The organism is Streptomyces ardesiacus (assembly GCF_003112575.1).
Lineage (GTDB): Bacteria > Actinomycetota > Actinomycetes > Streptomycetales > Streptomycetaceae > Streptomyces > Streptomyces ardesiacus.
The window spans coordinates 673,959-688,710 of the sequence record NZ_BEWC01000001.1 but is presented as its reverse complement, the minus strand read 5'-3'; the positions used below and the strand labels follow the sequence as shown (position 1 = coordinate 688,710).

The following is a 14,752-nucleotide window of genomic DNA, read 5'->3' as shown; positions in this document are numbered from 1 at the left end:
GTCAGACCACCGCCGGCTCGGCGAGACCCAGCCCGGCCGGGACCTCGATGTCGTACATGGCGGCCGCGTTCAGCCCGAGGATCTTCTTCTTCTGGGCGACGGTGAGCTGCGGGTACTCGCCCGTCATGTCGTCGGGGATCCGGAAGTCGACGAACCGCTCGACGATCCACTTGGGCGTCCACAGCGCGTAGTCGCTGGAGAACTGGATGCGGTCCTCGTCCAGCCAGTACAGCAGCTCGCCGATGATCTGCGCGAAGTAGCGGGGCCGGGTGTGGATGAACGGGATCGCGACGGCGAGTCCCGCGTGGACGTTGGGCTCCTGGGTGGCGATCCAGCAGAAGTCCTCGAGGCGGGGCAGACCGCAGTGCTCGACCACGAAGTTGAGGTCGGGGAAGTCGGTGGCTGCCGCGTCGACGTCGGCCACGTCGAAGGCGTCCCGGTCCAGCGGCCGGATGGTGGGGCCCTTGTGGACGTGGATGTTCTTGATGCCCAGCTCCCGGCAGGCTTCCAGGTAGCGGTAGGTCCACGGGTCGCTGAGCTTGTAGCCGCGGGAGTCGCCCTTCCACTCGGCGGTGTAGAGCTTGACGCCCTTCAGGCCGAAGCGGGCGGCGTCCTCGCGCAGTTGCCTGAGGCCCGCCTCCTCGAAGCGCGGGTCGAAGCAGTGGTTGTAGGTGAGCCTGCCGGGGTGCTTCCGCGTGAGCGCGAAGGCCTCCTCCGTCTGCCCGAAGCCGGTGTGGTAGAACGCCCCGAGATGCGCCGGCTGGAAGATCGCGTGGTCCACGTACCCGTCGGTGAACAGGTCCTTCATCAGCCGCTCGCCGCCCTGGTACAGGAAGTCCTCGTACGGCCAGAGCTCCGACGCCGGGCTCAGGTTGCGGTGGTAGTCGTAGAAACAGTCGATGAACTGCTTGCCGTGTATGTTGCGCTGGTTCTCGCGGCGCGCGTCCCAGAGGGCGACGTGCGCGTCCACGACGAAGTAGTTCTCGCCGTCCTTGGAATACATCGGTTGCTCCTTGGTTCGCGGTGGATGGTGGGCCGCGCGGGTGCGCGACGGCGCGGGTCGGGAGGGCTCGACGGCGCGGGTCAGGCGAACTGGATGCCGCCGTCGATCATCACCGACTGGCCGGTCATGTAGTCCGAGTCCCGTGAGGCCAGGTAGGAGACGAAGGCCGCGACGTCGGCGGGTTCCTCGACCCGGCCGAGGGCGATCGACTCCGCGTGCTTCTTGATGGCCTGGCCCTTCTGGATGCCCGCCTCCTCGGCCAGCCGTTCGTCGATCAGGTCCCACATGTCGGTGCCGACGATGCCCGGGCAGTACGCGTTGACGGTGATGCCGTGGCGCGCCCACTCCATCGCCGCGGCCTGGGTCAGCCCGCGTACGCCCCACTTCGACGCCGAGTAGGCGCCGAGCAGCGCGAAGGGGCGGTGCGCGACGATCGAGGCGGCGCCGATGATCTTGCCGCCCCCGCCCTGGGCGATCATCTGTCGCGCGGCGGCCTGGTAGGAGAGGAAGACACCGCGCAGATTCACGGCCATGACCTGCTCGAACTCGTCGAGGTCGGTCTCCAGCAGCGGGGTCACCCGGGCGATACCGGCGTTGGCCACGTAGACGTCGACCCGGCCGAAGCGGTCCGCCGCCGCCGCGACGAGAGCGTCGGTCTGTTCCTTGCTGCTCACGTCGGCGTGCACGGCGAGGGCCCGGCGGCCCGTCTTCTCGATGCCGGCCGCCACCGCGCTCAACTCCTCGGTCATGCCGGGGAGGTCGGCGACGACCACGTCGAGACCGTCCTCGGCCAGCCGTTCCGCGATGCCGCGGCCGATGCCCCGGGCCGCGCCGGTGACGACGGCGATACGGGGGGTGGCGTTGTCGACGGACGTCATGGGTCCTCCAGGGTTCGACTGCTCGGCGGTGAGCCTCCGCGCTCTCGTGCGGTGCTGCCCAACAGCGTGCGGGCGGGGAGCGCCGTCGACTTTTTCAATGTGGAACACACCCGGCCCACCCCCGGTCAGGGCACGGCGAACGCGGGGAAAAGCCGTACCGAACCACCCGTTGACAGGTGCAAACGCGTTCGTAATATGGCGGAAACACGCTCATCGGAGGGGCGCCATGCTCAGTGACAGCACAGCGCGCGACCGAACCATCGCGCGAGCACGCCTGAGGTTCCTTCAGAACGCGGAACTGCCTGCGGCGGTCGTGCCCGAGGGCATCCTCAACTCCTGGCAGCGTTCCAAGTACCTGGGGATCGGCACGGACGAGGTGGTCGTCCCCTACCAGCCGGACTACGACCGGGAGAGCCGTCTGGTACGCGCCGCCACACCGGTCCTGGACCGGCTGGAACAGGCGCTGACGGGTTCGGACGCCAGTGTGATCGTGACGGACCGCAACGGCTGGGTGCGCGACCGCCGCGTCGGGGAGAAGCGGCTTTCGGCGCACCTGGACCGGGTCCACCTGGCGCCCGGCTTCAACTACGCCGAACAGTTCGTCGGCACGAACGGCATCGGGGTCGCGCTGGAGGAACGCCGGCCCAACGTGGTCCTGGGCACCGAGCACTTCAACGAACGCCTGCAGAGCGTCTCCTGCGCGGCCGCCCCGATCCGCAACACGGTCACCGGGCGGGTCGAGGGAGCCATGAACCTGACCTGCTGGAACGGTCCGGCGCGCTCTCTCATGGCCGCCCTCGTGCAGGAGGCCGTCGACGACATCGAACGGGTGATGTACGAGTTCAGCAGCGCCCACCAGCGCGCCCTGCTGGAGGCGTTCCAGCAGGTCACCCACTACGGTGACCGGCCGGTGCTCTGTCTCGGCCAGGACCTCGTGCTCGCCAACACCGCCGCCTCGGCGAGGCTCACCGGCGACGACCACCGGCTGCTGCACGAGGCCGCCGCCGAGTTCGGGCACGCCCCCCGCACCCGCAGGGAGGTGCGGCTGACCGGTGGGGAGAGCGTCATGATGCGCTGCCGGCAGGTCGACAGTTCCGCGGGCGCCGCCGGGTACCTGCTGGAGCTGGCCTTCACGGACCGCCCCGCCGACGCCCCGGGCCCCGGTGCGGGCTCCCGCACCAAAATCCGCCATGGATCCCGCGCGCAGGACGGCGCGGCCGGGCCCTGGCCGCTGCCGGGCCTGGCCGGGACGGACCCGGCCTGGAACTCGGTCTCCCGCACGGTCACGCGCTGCGCACGGGACCGCACCGCGCTCCTCCTCCACGGCGAGACCGGCACCGGCAAGGCCACCCTGGTCCGTGCCGCGCACGCGCTGACGGGGGCGTCCTGGGCGCCCGTCGTCGTGGACGCCGCCGCTCCCGGCGCCCCGCACGCCGGGCACGACCCGGCAGCCGCCCTGCGGGCGGCGCCCGCAGGACCGGGCCGCGCCCTGATCCTGCGCAACGTGGACGAGGTGACCCCCGAGGACGAAGCCGCCGTCGCCGAAGCACTGGACACGGCGGTGGCCCGGGGCACCTGGGTGGTCGGCACCCTGCGGCGCGCACCGGGCCTGCCGGAGTCGCTCAGGCACTGCTTCCTCGAAGCCGCGGCGGTGCCGGCCCTGCGGCACCGCCTCACCGACCTCCCGGCGCTGGTCGACTGCCTGCTGCAGCGCATCGGCGGCGGCGTGGAATGCGCACCGGAGGTGCTGCCGCCGCTGCGCCGGTACGACTGGCCCGGCAACGTCCGCGAACTGAGTCTCGTCCTGAGCAAGGCCGCCGCGGCCCGCCGTACGCACCGCATCGAGGCCGGCGACCTGCCGCCGGCCCTGCACAGCGCGGGCGGCCGGTCCCTGAGTGTCTGGGAGGCGTCCGAGCGCGACACCCTGGTTCAGGCGCTGCTGGAGGCGGACGGCAACAAACTGCTGGCGGCCCAGCGGCTCGGCATCTCCCGCACGACGATCTACCGCAAGATGCGGGTCTACGGCATCACCCTCCCCACCCGGGGCTGAGGCGGGCGCGGGCCGCCCCGGTACCGCATGAGGTGCGCACGCGTGCCGCGCCGGGTCCTCAGCCGGCCAGTTCCTCCTCCAGCCACGTGCGTCCGCGCGTGCGGGCGGCCAGCCGGACGTCGCCGAGGGGGACGGCGAGGCGCTCCGCCTCCGCGCGGACCGCCGCCTCGGCGTCGGAGCCGACGTCCTCCAGGAAGCGGCACACGATCTCGCCGCTGCCGTCCTGGGCCCAGCCGCCGACGATGCGGCCGTCCCACCACAGGGAGGGGCCGATGTTCCCGGCGCGGTCGAAGAGGCGCGGGCCGTGGTCGCCGAGGAACCAGTCGCGCTCGTGCCAGCCCATGGGGGTGGAGTCGAGCGCGGGGAGCAGCGCGGCCCACGGCTCCGGTTTCTCCGTCTCCTCCAGGTCGTCGGGCAGGAGGAGGCCCGTCGTGCCGTCGAGATCGACCTCGACCGGCTTGAGTGCCGTCAGGACGCGCTTGACCTGAGTCTTCGTCCACCCCGCCCACCAGCGCAGGTCGTCCGCCGTGGCCGGGCCGTGGGCACGCAGCCAGCGCCGGGCCAGTTCCTCCTCCGCCTCGTGGGTGTCCCATGCGGCGAGGCCGCCGGGGGACCAGTCGGTCAGGGGGGCCCAGCGGTACTGGTGCGAGGTCCAGGAGCCGCGCGGCCGGCCGCGTACCACGCGGCCCTCGGCGGCGAGCAGGAGCAGCAGCCTGCTCGCGACCTTCTGCGTGCCTTCGTAGCTCTTGCCGGCCGAGAGGGTGACCGTCGTGCTCAGGCGCGGGTCGTCACCGGCGAGTTCGGCGGCGGTCGCCTCGCCCCGTGCGGCGAGCGCGCGTACGGCGATGTCCTCGGTCTCGGCCAGCCAGGTGCGCACCCCCGCCTCGTCGTCCGCGACCCCGGACGCGGCCAGGAAGCCGAGGAGCTTGCGGCGTTCGCGCGCGGCCACCGCCAGCGAGCAGGCGGCCTGCATCACCGGGGCCACGTCGAGGGTGGTCACGAAGACGGTGCGGCGCATGCCGAGCAGCCGGATGAGGGTGCGGTCCTCGTACAGGGCGCGTTCCACCTCCCGCACCGAGCCGTCGTTCGTCCGTGCCCAGGTGGCGAGGTAGACGGAGGACGGATCGGTGCTGTGCAGCGCGACGAGGTCACCGGCCACCTCGACCGGGTTCTTCGCGCGGGCGGCGACCGCCAGCCGGTGCCGTAGGCCGAGCCGCGCCCGTCGTTCCGCCACGTCGATACGCCGCATGTCCGTCACTCCTTCGTGCCGTGGGCCCGTACCCGCTTGCCGACGAGAGGGAAAGCGTACGGCTACCCGTACGTCTTCTTCCGGCGGGCGCGGTGCCGGCGGTCTCCCTGGCCGGAGCCGTTGAGAGCGGCGAGGGCGGACAGTGCGACGCCGTTGTTCCACAGGCCGAGGTGGTCGCGGTGGACGGCCAGGACGTCGTTGTCCACGGCGCAGCTCTCGGCGGGGCCGCTGAAGTAGGCAGTGGTCACGAAAATCGCGACGTCGGCGCCGAAGTGCACGCGGGAGCCGAGGAGGTTGCGGACCTCGCTGTTGGAGATCTTCCGTTTCGGGTTGTAGCGCTTGCACTGGACCACCATGGTCCGTCCGTCGGGAAGTCTGCCCCGGACGTCCGCGCCGTTGTCGTGCGTGCGACCGACCCGGCGCACTTCGGTGCATCCGTCCCGCCGGCACAGGCCGGCGACGAACTCCTCGAAGTCCTCTGCTTCCATCACGTCGACCTCGGCCAGGGTCCGACGGCCCGCACGGACCGCGTCCTCGTGACGCCACCTGCGGTCGCCGCCGCGGAGGAGCCGGTCCGTCTTCCGCCACCACCAGCCTCCGGCGGTCGCCGCGCCCGCTGCCAGGGCCCCGACGAGGTAGGGCCAGATCAGGGTCCACGACGCCGTGAGCACGCCGAGAACGGCGGCCCCTCCGACGGCTCCCGCGACGAGCCGGACGTCCCCGTGCCTGCGCCGGGACGTCCGGCGCTTCGCCCCACGAGCTGACACCCTGTTCCTCCCGTCTGCCGGCAGCCAGTGTGAGGGAGGAACCGTGCGGGCGTAAGAGCGCCCGCCGGGCCGGGCTCGTGCGGCCGGATCGGCCACCGCCCCGATTCTGCGCGGACTCTGGCGTTCACAGCGCCTCATGAGCACCGCCATCCCGAGGGAGGCACGCGCCGTCCACTACTCGAAGGGCGGCGCGGACATGAAGGACCGCAACGCCAAGGCCGCCCAACTCGGGTACGACGTCGGCGATCTGGGCGCCTGTCAGCCGTCGGGCGGGATGATCGTGACCGCCGTCAAGACCCGGCTGGTGCCACGCGGCCGTCCTCCTCCTGCCTGCCTTCGAGCCCCGGCGGCCGGAGTCCCGTTCCTCAGGACGTCTCCGGTGACCGGCCGGCCCGCCGGGTGAAGCGGCGCAGGCCCCGGCGGGCGGGCTTGAGAGGTTTGTCCTCGGGGGCGAGCCGGTCCGGGGCCGGGCCGGGCCCCGCGGTCAGGGCCACGGGTGCGGACGGCGGCGGAACGGAGCGGCCGCCGTGTGCGAGCCGGGTCCGTACGGCCTGGGCCATGGCGTGGTGGGACGGGTCCTGCAGCAGACCCGCCGCGGACAACCGCTCCCACATGTGCAGCAGTTCCTGCCCCCGGGTGGCCACCTGGCCCTCGTCCCACAGCCGTTGCCACGCCGCGGTGGCGCGGGCGACGTCGGGGGCGGCCCGGTCCAGGTCGGTGCGGCAGCGGATGCGGGCGACGGTCAGCGCGAGGACGGTGGAGAGCATGTGGTCGCCGCGCAGATAGGCGAGGTAGGCCTCGATCGCCCGTGCCTCCAGGGACAGTTCGTCCTCGGCGCCCCGGCGCAGTGTGAGGTGCTCGCGCAGCGCGCTGGCGAGGACGAACGCGGCGTGCAGTTCCTCGCGCTGGGCGTGCTGGATGATGCGCTCGACGCGGGCGAGCGGGGGGAACGCGGCCTCCTCGGCGGCGGTGCGCTCGCGCCCGGGCGGCAGGTCGTCCTCGTCGGCGATGGTCCGGCTCGAACCGTCGGGGTGCACCCGCAGCCGCGCCACCTGCTGCACGGTGCGGTCGATGACGGTGGCCGCGACCGGCGCCCCCAGGGTGCGGGCGAACATGGCGACGGCGTCGAGGATGGCCTCGTTGGGCGGCCGTACTCCGCCCATGTCCAGCAGGTGACCGTTGACCACCGTCGACCCGTCCTCGGCCACATAGGCGTCGAGGCGGATCAGCGGCGCGGCACCGAGCGCGGGCAGGTTCCCCTCGTCACGGGGGGTCAGCGAGTGGGTCATCCGCTCAGGCTCCGGGTCGTACGACGCCGAGGATCGGCATGGAGGCGGCCGGCGCGGTCGTGATCGAGCGGCCGGGCCGCGGGGCGTGGACGATCTGTCCCCCTCCGATGTACATGCCCACGTGGGTGGCGTCGTTGTAGTAGATGATCAGGTCTCCGGGGCGTGCCGAGGACAGGCCGACACGGGTCAGCCCGCTCCATTGTGCCTGGGAGGTGCGGGGAATGGGGTGGCCGGCCGCCGCCCACGCCGCGGAGGTGAGTCCGGAGCAGTCGTACGAGGACGGGCCCACGGCGCCCCACACGTACGGCTTGCCGATCTGCGCCATGGCGAAGGAGACGGCCTTGCCGGCGGCTCCGCTCGCCTGCGTGCCGCCGCCGGGCCCGCCCCCCTTGCCCTTGCTCTTCCCCTTGCCCGCGGATTCACCGGAGGGGCCGCCGGAGTCCGTCCACCGGGCCTCGGCCTGGCGGGTCCGCTGCCTCTCCAACTCGGCGAGCCTGCGGGTCTGTTCCTCTTCGAGTCCGGCCTCGATCTCCTCGGCGGTGGCGATCTTCTTCTCGATCTTCTGCTTCGCCGCCGCCTTGTCCGCGCGGCTGCTCTCCAGCTTGCGCAGTTCCTTCTTGGCCGCCGCGGTCTGCTCGCCCAGTTCCTGGCGGGCGGTCTTCTGGGTCTCGGAGACGTTGACCAGGCCGCGCAGGGCCTGGCGGGCCTGGGACGCCTCGTCCAGGGCCGCTTCCGGGTGGTCGCCGAGCAGCAACTGGATGCCGGTGGCGGCGAGATCGCCGCCGCGGTACTGGGTGCGGGCCGCCGCACCGGCGAGGTCGTGCAGGTCCTTCACGCGCTTCTCGGCACGGGTCAGGTCCGCGCGCAGGGTGGTCAGCCGCTTCTCCTGCTTGACCGCCTTCTCGTTGGCGGCGTTGTACGCCTCGGTGGCGACCTCCGCCTCGCGGTAGAGGCCGTCCAGTTCGGTGCGGATGTCCTCGATCGACTTGTCGGTGTGCGGGTCGGGTTCGCCCGGGGCGGCGTAACCGGGGCCGGGCAACAGGATGATCGCGCAGACGAGGGCCGCCGTGGCGCCCCGGCTCCGTATCCGTCTGCCGCCGGTCGACACGTTCATGAACTCCACTCTCAGAGGTCGCGTGCGGGCGCGGCCCGGCCGGACGACTGCCGCCGTGCTCTCCACCGCGGGTCCCGCGGCGGGCCGTTCGAGCCTTGAACACACTACCTTCCCCCGAACGGCCCACCCTGGTCTCCCCGCGTGTGTCGGCTTGCTCACACGCGACTCTCCTACCAGCGGCGGTCAGTCCCGCCAAGTGTCCTTGAGGGCAGTCCTGGTGCCGCTGACGGTGGCCCTCCGGTTGGCTCCGCTCTCCCAGGTCACGTTGCCCGCCTCGTCCTTGCGAAGGTACTTGTACTCGAAGGAGGTACCCTCCGGCAGCTCCACGTCCCGCTTCCACACCGGGTAGGCGGCCGGATCGAGCGGGAGGGCGCCGCCCGGGTTCCAGTTGCCCAGTTCCGGCCGGTTGCCGGTGACGTAGAGGTTCTGCCCCCACCTGGTGGTGGCGTCGACCGCGAAGGACACCCCGGAGGCCACCGGGTCGGGGTCGCCGGGCACGCTCGTGCCGCCGCAGGTGCGGGCGCCCACGTGCAGGGCCAAGGCCGTGTCGGCGCCCAGGGTGGCGGTGAACCGGCCTGCCCCGTCGACCGTCACGTTCGTGCCCGACTGGACGTCGCAGTAGTCACCGGCGGGCAGCGACGTCTGGAACGTACGGGTCAGCGAGGACCCTTCGTGGTTGATGGCGACGTACGCCTTCGTGCCGCGCCCGAACGCGATCCGGTCGCCCCCGTCGTCCCACCAGTCGGTCACGGCCTGGCCGCGGGCGGCGTTGCGCAGGGCGACCATGGAGGAGATCTCGCGCCAGGCGTGCTGGCACTTCCAGCCGTCGTTGTAACAGGCGCTCACCTGGCCGCCGTCCGGCGGGCCGGCGTCGTGGTCGGTGAACTCGTAGCCGGAGTGGACGTCGGGGCTGCCGTACGGCCAGGCCAGCATGAACACGTGCGCCAGGGTGTAGGAGGCGCCGTCCTTGTAGGTGAGGGTCTCGCCGTTGCGTTCGGTGTCGTGGTTGGCGACGAAGACGGCGGACTGGCCGGAGGGCATGTATCCCCAGGACTCGCCGAAGTTCTTCAGGTACGCGAGGTTCTCGCTGCCGAAGACCCGCTTGAGGTCGCGTGCGTAGCGGAACTCCTGCACGTCGCCGCTGCCGAGGTACTCGCTCGGGGAGACGGCCTCCCCCGCGCCGTAGATCGCCTCGTGCTTCCAGTACACGTTCGGGTTGGTGAGCCGGGACTTGATGGCGGCCAGGTCGCCCGCGGCCATGTGCTTGGCCGCGTCGATGCGGAAGCCGTCGACGCCGAGGGACAGCAGGTCGTTGAGGTAACCGGCGATCTTGCCGCGTACGTACTCCTCACCGGTGTCGAGGTCCGCGAGGCCGACCAGTTCGCACTCCTGGACGTTGAAGCGGTCGCCGTAGTTGCTGATCTGCGCGGTGCAGTTGTCGAGGTCGCCCGACGAGTAGAGGCCGGGGTAGTCGTACTTGGTGTAGGACGAGCCGCCGGTGCCCGTGCCGCTGCCGGCGGACATGTGGTTGATGACGGAGTCGGCGACGACCTTCACGCCGGCCGCGTGGCAGGTGTCGACCATGCTCTTGAACTGCGCGCGGTCACCGAGCCGGCCCGCGATCCTGTAGCTCACCGGCTGGTACGAGGTCCACCACTGTCCGCCCTGGATGTGCTCCTGGGGCGGTGAGACCTGGACGAAGCCGTAGCCGGCCGGGCCGAGGGTGTCGGTGCAGGCCTTGGCGACGGAGTCGAACTTCCACTCGAACATCACCGCGGTGACGTCCTTGTCTCCGGGCGGGGCCGCCTGGGCCGGCGCCGCGGTGGCCACGAGGCTGCCGGCCGCTCCGGCGGTGAGGGCGAGCGCGGTGGCGGCGGCTCTGCGCGCCGCACTGGTCTTCCCGTGCATGGAGTCTCCCGTGTGAGGGTGCGGGTGTCCCGGGGCATGGTGCCGACGGGCGCCTGGGGAGTCGGCGCCCGCTTGCAACGGGTTGCAGCAAGAAGCCTGCAAGAGGTTGCGGTCGTGACCGTAAGGGCGCCGTTCAACCACGGTCAACCCTTCGTGCACGCAGGAAAGTTGAAAGGCGACCCCTTTACGACGCCGCCGCGTACCGGTAGCTTCCCGCTGCCGTAAGAGGTTTCAGCAACTTTCCGTTCACCCTTTCAGCGCCAGGACGTTCAACCGCCCGCGGCCACGCCGCCCGCCTCGCTTGGAGACACGCATGAGACGCACGAGACGCACGAGACGCAGCCGCATACGGTTGCCCGGACGGCCGTCGGCCGCAGCCGTCGCCGTTGCCGTCGGCACCGTCCTCGCGGTGGTGCCCGCCGCACCGTCCACGGCCTCCCCCACAACCGTTCCCGCCGCCGCATCCACGCCCGACACCGTCACCACCGGGCGGTGCGGCGCGGGCCCCACGGTACGGCGAGGCCGTGCGGCACTTGGTGGCCCGCGGAGAACGCCGCCGCGTTCGCCGGCGGTTAGGCGGGTGCGCCGGGTGCGCCGCCGCAGTCTCCTGCCGGATGCCGGACGGCGCGCGAGTTCACCTCGACGACGTCCTCTTCTTGGGCTTCTTCCCGTTCGCCCGTGACCTGTCCTGCGGGTTCACCAGCGACCGGCGCTTCCGTCCGCTCTTCCTCACGCCGCTGTTCAGCCAGTCGCGTGCCGTCCGCATCTCCCGCAGCAGCTTGGCGTGTTCGGATGCCGGCAGGGTGACGATCGAGTCTTCCGCCTGTTCGAGAAGACCCACCACGAGCCTCTTGTCCTGCCTCTCCCGGGCACCGCGCAGGGCCTCGTGAAGGGGGGTGACTTCCCGTAGCGAGGCGCGGGCCTCGACATGGACGATGGTGCGCCGCGTCGCCGGCGCAGCTCTCCGTGCGGCAATCCGTCCGTCGGCGGTGAGCACCAGTCGTGCCGGGGCGGTGCGGGACGGCATTCCGTACACGGCGAACGCCCGATCGGCCTCCCGCTGGCACCAGCGCTTCAACACCTGGCCTGTGGCCGGTGTCCCGGCCCCGGCAGCGGCGACGACGTCCCTGACGTAGGGCGGCGGTTCGCCCGCGCTGGTCCTCAGAAGGGCCGACAGCAGCGGTGCGCCCTCTTCACCAGCCTGTTCCACGGCGAAGAGCAGGCCGACCCGCTCCTGCGGAGAAACCCTCAGCAGGTCACTGCCGGCCGTGCGGCACAGCGCCTCCCAGGTGGGCCGGGTCCGGAAGCGTGCGGCGCTGGTCAACGCCTCTCGCAGCGAACGGACCTGGTCGTCACGCGACCTCGGCGCCACCGCGGTGGCTGCCGCACCGAGAGGCCGCGAGCCCGATGTACGGCGTCGCCGCTCGGCTCCTGGCACGCGCAGCCCCTCGGGAGTCATGACGCAGGCCTTGAGGGGCACCCATGCGGTGCGGTTCCGCGGATCCTCGGCCCGGAGACGGATGTGCCGGGCCGCGCCGTGCGTCTCGAAGCGAAATCGAAGCAGGTATCCGTACTCGTCACACAGGGCTTCCACGGTTTCCGGTCGCACGGTGCTCGGCCCGAAGACCCAGTCGAGTGTGGCCGCCTCGCGCGTCAGCCGATCACGCGTGCTCGTCCACTCGGCATGGGAGAGCTTGCTGAACTGGAAGCGCACGTGCTGCTGCCCGCCCTGGCCGGCGCGGAAGTCCACGGCGTCGCCGGGCCCGTACCCGAGGTTGCGTGAGGTGGCACGTCCTTTGATCCCCAGTCTGCCGGTCCAGGCGGCGAGGTCGTCTTTGACGAAGAGGTGGTCGGCGCTGTTGGCGCCCGTGGCCGTGCGGTGGCAGGAGGTGTGGGGCCGGTGCGCGAAGTGGCAGACCTTGTCCCGGTACAGGCGGTCCGAAAGCTCGTTGCCACAGCCGCCGAGCTGGGTTCCGCACCAGTACGTGCAGGCACGGTGACCGCGGCGCCACCGCAGCAGTTCGTCGGCGTCGGTCGGCAGAATGATCGCGCGCCCCGAGTCCGGGCCCCCGATCACCGCGGTCTGCACGAGTCTGCCGTCCAGACCACTCACTGCTTCCCCCGGGCACTGTCCGCACCCGCCGGGGGCGACGTCACGCTGATCACTGCGGCACCAGTATGTGATCCGTACACCCACTTCACAAGCCGCCCTCTGTTTCTCCTCTCCCCTTCACGCGGTCAGTTGCCGGCTCCTGACAGGACACCCAGGAGGATGTCGGCGTCGGGAACCCGATCAGTGCCGTGGATCGTCCTGAAGGGCAAGGACGAGTGGACGGGAAACGATGGTGGGACGGGCGGGCCGTGGTGCGGCTTCGGTGGGGGAAGCGGTGCGGCGGTGGGTGGGACGTCCGGCATCGACTCGGCGGGCGGACGGGCCGGGCCGGTCCGCCTGGACGCGGGGGCGGGTGCTCGCCGTGGCCGCGGTACTCACGGCCGTACTCCTGGTGTTCCACGGGGCGGTGCCCAACCGTGTGGGAGGGCTGGGGAGTCTGCTGGAGTCCTTCCTGCCGTGGCTCGGCGGTGTCGTCGTGGTGCTGCTGATCCTGACGCTGGTGCGCCGTTCGGCGCTCGCCCTGGTGGCCCTGCTGCTGCCGGCCGCCGCCTGGACGTACCTCTTCGGCGGTCTGCTCCTGCCCGCGCCGGATCCCGGCGCCGACGACCTGGTGGTGGTGCAGCACAACGTCAGCGACGAGAACACCGACCCCGCCGGAACGGCCCGCTCCCTGGCCCGCGCCGAGCCCGACCTCGTCGCGCTGGAGGAACTGGTGCCGCCCGCGCTGGAGGTCTACGCGCGCACCCTCGCCCCCGACTACCCGTACCGGACGGTGCGGGGCACCGTCGGGCTCTGGTCGAAGTACCCGCTCACCGGCTCCCGGCCCCTCGACATCAGGCCGCGGGACATCGAGGAGGAGTGGGAGCGCGGACTGCGGACCGTGGCGCACACGCCGCACGGCGAAGTCGCCGTCTACGTCGCGCACCTGCCGTCGGTACGGGTCCGGGCGAGCGGTCTCGCGTCGTCCCGGCGCGACGAGAGCGCCGGTCTGCTGGGCGACGCCCTCGCCGCCGAGCAGCGGAGCAGGGTGGTCCTGCTCGGCGACCTCAACGGCACGGTCGACGACCGCGCGCTCGATCCCCTGACCACGCGGCTGAACGTGGCCGAGCGCGGCGTCGGCCTCAGCTTCCCCGCCGCCTTCCCGCTGGCACGGATCGACCAGGTGATGGCCCGCGCCGGGACCGTCGGTTCCCTCCGCACCCTGCCCGCCACCGGCAGCGATCACCTTCCGGTGGTCGCCCGGGTCACCTGGCACTGAAGCAAGCCGCTTGCGGCGCTTGCGTTAGCCTTTCGCCTGTGACGCGACGACTTGCTCAGGTGGCGAAGAAGGTTGGGGTCAGCGAGGCCACGGTCAGCCGGGTGCTCAACGGCAAGCCGGGGGTTTCCGAGGCGACCCGGCAGTCGGTGCTCAGCGCGCTGGACGTCCTGGGCTACGAGCGTCCCACCCAACTGCGGGGCGAGCGCGCCCGCCTGGTCGGCCTGGTCCTGCCGGAGCTGCAGAACCCCATCTTCCCCGCCTTCGCCGAGGTCATCGGCGGCGCACTGGCCCAGCAGGGACTGACCCCGGTCCTGTGCACCCAGACCAAGGGCGGCGTCTCCGAGGCAGACTACGTCGAACTCCTCCTCCAGCAGCAGGTCTCCGGCGTCGTCTTCGCGGGCGGACTCTTCGCCCAGGCCGACGCCCCCCACGACCACTACCGCCTCCTCGCCGAACGCAACATCCCGGTCGTCCTCATCAACGCCTCCATCGCCGGCCTGGACTTCCCCTGCATCGCCTGCGACGACGCCGTGGCCGTCGAGCAGTCCTGGCGACACCTGGCCTCACTGGGACACGAGCGCATCGGGCTCGTCCTCGGCCCCTCCGACCACATCCCCTCCCGCCGCAAACTGGCCGCCGCCCGGGAAACCGCCCGGGCCGCAGGCATGGAACTGCCCGACACACACGTCGAGCGGGCCATGTTCTCCCTGGAGGGCGGACAGGCAGCCGCCACCCGCCTCCTCGACCGCGGCATCACCGGCATCATCTGCGCCAGCGACCCCCTCGCCCTCGGCGCCGTCCGCGCCGCACGCCGACACGGCCACCACGTCCCCCACGACGTCTCCGTCGTCGGCTACGACGACAGCGCCTTCATGACCTGCACCGAACCACCCCTCACCACCGTCCGCCAACCCATCGAAGCCATGGGACGCGCCGCCGTCGACCTCCTCTGCGCACAAATCCAAGGCACCGAAGTCCCCCACGGCGAGCTGCTCTTCGAACCCGAACTCGTCGTCCGCGGCTCAACGGCCCAGCCTGCGGGCGACTAGCAGGGGCGCGCCCTCTTCCCGGTCCGTCGAGCGCAAGCGTCTTGCGTAAATTGACAGCGGATTGCGGCTACCCG

General features: G+C 71.8%; 12 protein-coding genes. 4 read left to right on the top strand and 8 right to left on the bottom strand.

Annotation, left to right across the window (positions count from 1 at the left end):
* Window position 1: 1 nt before the first annotated feature.
* Both Sdi02f_RS02850 and Sdi02f_RS02845 read right to left on the bottom strand, forming a co-directional pair.
* Window positions 2-1,003 carry an amidohydrolase family protein gene (locus Sdi02f_RS02850; RefSeq protein ID WP_030404261.1) on the bottom strand — a complete coding sequence of 334 codons (1,002 nt, stop codon included), beginning with the start codon at window positions 1,001-1,003 and terminating at the stop codon, window positions 2-4.
* An 80-nt stretch (window positions 1,004-1,083) separates the two neighbouring features.
* Entirely contained in the window at window positions 1,084-1,881 is a 798-nt protein-coding gene (locus Sdi02f_RS02845; RefSeq protein WP_031084775.1) for an acetoin reductase, read from the bottom strand.
* 226 nt (window positions 1,882-2,107) lie between these two features.
* Between Sdi02f_RS02845 and Sdi02f_RS02840 the strand changes: the two genes are divergently transcribed.
* Window positions 2,108-3,931 carry a sigma-54-dependent Fis family transcriptional regulator gene (locus Sdi02f_RS02840; protein ID WP_108932638.1) on the top strand — a complete coding sequence of 608 codons (1,824 nt, stop codon included), beginning with the start codon at window positions 2,108-2,110 and terminating at the stop codon, window positions 3,929-3,931.
* Between the two features lie 58 nt (window positions 3,932-3,989).
* Here the strand turns inward: Sdi02f_RS02840 and Sdi02f_RS02835 are convergent, their stop codons facing one another.
* Window positions 3,990-5,180, bottom strand: coding sequence for a winged helix DNA-binding domain-containing protein (locus tag Sdi02f_RS02835; RefSeq protein ID WP_053662516.1), 1,191 nt, complete (start codon window positions 5,178-5,180; stop codon window positions 3,990-3,992).
* A gap of 62 nt (window positions 5,181-5,242) precedes the next feature.
* Entirely contained in the window at window positions 5,243-5,947 is a 705-nt protein-coding gene (locus tag Sdi02f_RS02830) for a restriction endonuclease (RefSeq protein WP_245962128.1), read from the bottom strand.
* A gap of 136 nt (window positions 5,948-6,083) precedes the next feature.
* On the opposite strand from Sdi02f_RS02830, the gene Sdi02f_RS36935 reads away from it, so the two are divergent.
* A complete protein-coding gene (locus tag Sdi02f_RS36935; protein ID WP_438363732.1) occupies window positions 6,084-6,350 on the top strand; it encodes a hypothetical protein in 267 nt (88 codons plus the stop codon).
* Here the strand turns inward: Sdi02f_RS36935 and Sdi02f_RS02820 are convergent.
* The 4 genes from Sdi02f_RS02820 to Sdi02f_RS02800 all read right to left on the bottom strand — a co-directional run bounded on the left by Sdi02f_RS02820 (window position 6,313) and on the right by Sdi02f_RS02800 (window position 12,347).
* Complete coding sequence (locus Sdi02f_RS02820; RefSeq protein ID WP_030404256.1) at window positions 6,313-7,236, bottom strand: hypothetical protein; 924 nt, start codon at window positions 7,234-7,236, stop codon at window positions 6,313-6,315. The two genes, Sdi02f_RS36935 and Sdi02f_RS02820, sit on opposite strands and share 38 nt — an antisense overlap.
* Window positions 7,237-7,240: 4 nt before the next feature.
* Complete coding sequence (locus Sdi02f_RS02815) at window positions 7,241-8,350, bottom strand: C40 family peptidase (RefSeq protein ID WP_031084770.1); 1,110 nt, start codon at window positions 8,348-8,350, stop codon at window positions 7,241-7,243.
* A gap of 183 nt (window positions 8,351-8,533) precedes the next feature.
* Window positions 8,534-10,258, bottom strand: a complete 1,725-nt coding sequence (locus tag Sdi02f_RS02810) for a carbohydrate-binding module family 20 domain-containing protein (RefSeq protein ID WP_031084768.1) — start codon at window positions 10,256-10,258, stop codon at window positions 8,534-8,536.
* Window positions 10,259-10,892: 634 nt separating this feature from the next.
* Window positions 10,893-12,347, bottom strand: coding sequence for a competence protein CoiA (locus tag Sdi02f_RS02800; RefSeq protein ID WP_245962127.1), 1,455 nt, complete (start codon window positions 12,345-12,347; stop codon window positions 10,893-10,895).
* A 376-nt stretch (window positions 12,348-12,723) separates the two neighbouring features.
* On the opposite strand from Sdi02f_RS02800, the gene Sdi02f_RS02795 reads away from it, so the two are divergent.
* Together Sdi02f_RS02795 and Sdi02f_RS02790 are read left to right on the top strand one after the other, a co-directional pair.
* Window positions 12,724-13,629, top strand: a complete 906-nt coding sequence (locus Sdi02f_RS02795) for an endonuclease/exonuclease/phosphatase family protein (protein ID WP_108932634.1) — start codon at window positions 12,724-12,726, stop codon at window positions 13,627-13,629.
* A gap of 38 nt (window positions 13,630-13,667) precedes the next feature.
* Complete coding sequence (locus Sdi02f_RS02790; RefSeq protein WP_055469306.1) at window positions 13,668-14,678, top strand: LacI family DNA-binding transcriptional regulator; 1,011 nt, start codon at window positions 13,668-13,670, stop codon at window positions 14,676-14,678.
* The last annotated feature ends 74 nt before the right edge of the window (window positions 14,679-14,752 follow it).